This is a genomic window from Bradyrhizobium sp. (assembly GCF_049798375.1).
Taxonomy (GTDB): domain Bacteria; phylum Pseudomonadota; class Alphaproteobacteria; order Rhizobiales; family Xanthobacteraceae; genus Bradyrhizobium.
Genome location: NZ_JBARGP010000299.1, coordinates 1 through 2,031, shown reverse-complemented (window position 1 = coordinate 2,031; position 2,031 = coordinate 1). Strand labels below are relative to the sequence as shown.

The following is a 2,031-nucleotide window of genomic DNA, read 5'->3' as shown; positions in this document are numbered from 1 at the left end:
CGATCCAGGTGCCCGATGCGTAGTCGTGGCCGTCGGTCTGCCGCATCCGGTACAGCATCAGCTTGCCGCCGGAGGCGAAATGCAATGAGAACCAGTCCCAGCCGGTCTGGTCTGAGCTCAGCGGCTGGCTGCTCCATTCGCGGTCGAGCCAGGCTTGGCCGGTGACCTCGACCGGTTTGTCGTCGATCGCAAGCTGGCCGTGGGCGCGATAGAACGGCTGGCTGTAGTAATAGGAGGCCTGGTTGCGCTCGGACTTCTTGCTGTAGCCGTGGTCGCCCTGCAGCACCACCGGCTGATCGGCACTGAGCTCGAGCGTATAGGAGAAGTCGTTCGCTGCTGCCGTCATCTCGAGCGGCGACAGCGCCTGATCGTCGCTTTCGCTTGGCGCCGTCATCTGCCAGGCATCGATCCAGGCCTGGAATGGCTTGGCTTCAACACCGGCCTGCCCGACACCGCCGCGTGCGAATTTCTCCGCTGAACGATGGGTGTCGGCCCGGGTCACCGCGGCATGCGCCATCCAGATCTGCTGGCTGGCCCAGCCCGCGCCTTGCGATCCCGGCCGCGCCGATTGCCGGAACAGGGTCCATTGCAGGCCGTAGGCCTGTCCATTGGCGTCGTTGAGATTGGCGGTGACATACCACCATTCGATGCGGAAGTCCGGATGCGGTCCGTGATCCCCGGGAAAGCTGAACAGCTTGCCCGGTACCACCTGTGCAAAGCCGTTGCCGTTTTCGCCGAGGCCCGCAAAGCCTTGCGCGCGCGCCCGGGCGTTGAGCCCGGCGAGCACGAGGCCGGCCGCAAAGGCACGACGGGAGAGTTTCGGCTCAGCGCTCAACGGTGAAGATCCTCACCAGATGGGCCGGCTGCATCCGCGCTAGCCGGATCACCGGCAGCAGCGACGCCAGCAGCGCGGCTAACACGGCAACGACAAGCAGTTTAATAAGCTCGAGCGGGAACACATGGAATGGTAGTCGCCAGCCGAACGCCTTCACATTGACGATCGCGATCAGGCACCAGGCGACCAACAGCCCGAGCGGCAGCGCCAAGAGCGAGGTGATCGCCGCGACCGCCAGCGTCTTCAACAGCTCGATCACTGCGAGTCGACGCCGCGTGATGCCGATCGCCCAGAGCGGCGCCAACTGCGGCAGCCGCGAATTGGCCAAGGTCAACAGGCTCGTCAGCAGCGCGATGCCAGCGACGCCGAGCGTGAACGTGTTCAGCGCGCCCGTCACCGCGAAGGTACGATTGAAGATCTCGGTCGACTCCCGCTTCACCGTGGCCTGGTCCATCAGATTGCGGCCATCGAGGCCGAATTTGTCAGACAGCGCCAAGATCAGCGCCGGGATGTTGGCGGGATCGGTGCGCACCGCGATGCGCGTCAGCGGCACCGCCGGAAAGTGCCGCGACAGCGCCGCGACATTGACCGCGATCTGCCCCTTGGGATTGCCGTAGTCGGCGTAGATGCCGACGATGCTGATCGGCCAGTCGCCGCCGGGCGCGGGGATATTGACGTGATCGCCGATGGCGAGATTCAGCCGGCGCGACAATTGCTCGCTGACGAAGCCGGCTTCGCCCGGCACCAATTGCTTCCATGCATCTGATACGGATTGCAGCACCGGCCAATGGTCGCGATAGGTGGCGTGGTCGGGCAGGCCGAGCACGTCGATTGGCGCGCCGCCGAGTTGGGTCTCGGCGCGGCCGCCCAACAGCACCGCCTGCACATCCTGGCGCGCGCTCAGCCAGTCGCGCACCTCGCGGGCCTGCTTGTCGTCGGCAGCGCTGACATAGATGTCGGCGGCGAGCCGGCCGTCGAGCCAGACCAGGAAGGTGCGGCTGAAGGTCTCGACCATGGTGGAAACGCCGACATTGACTGCGAGCGCGAGCAGCAGCGCCATCAACGCCAGCGAGAGCCCGGAGATCTGCTGGCGGCTGTCGGCCCAGAACCACAGCGTCAGCGCGCGTCGCGCACTGCGTTCGCCGGCGCGCAGCACCGCTTCCAGGATCGAGGGCAGCAGCAGCGCAGCGCCGAGC

General features: G+C 66.1%; 2 protein-coding genes. Both read right to left on the bottom strand.

What is annotated here, in order from left to right:
* A partial coding sequence (locus WA702_RS12840; protein ID WP_425110902.1) for a lipocalin-like domain-containing protein occupies window positions 1-835 on the bottom strand: 835 nt, incomplete at its 3' end.
* Window positions 825-2,031, bottom strand: a 1,207-nt coding sequence (locus WA702_RS12835) for an FtsX-like permease family protein (protein WP_425110901.1), incomplete at its 5' end; no start/stop codon positions are given. The genes WA702_RS12840 and WA702_RS12835, both read right to left, overlap by 11 nt.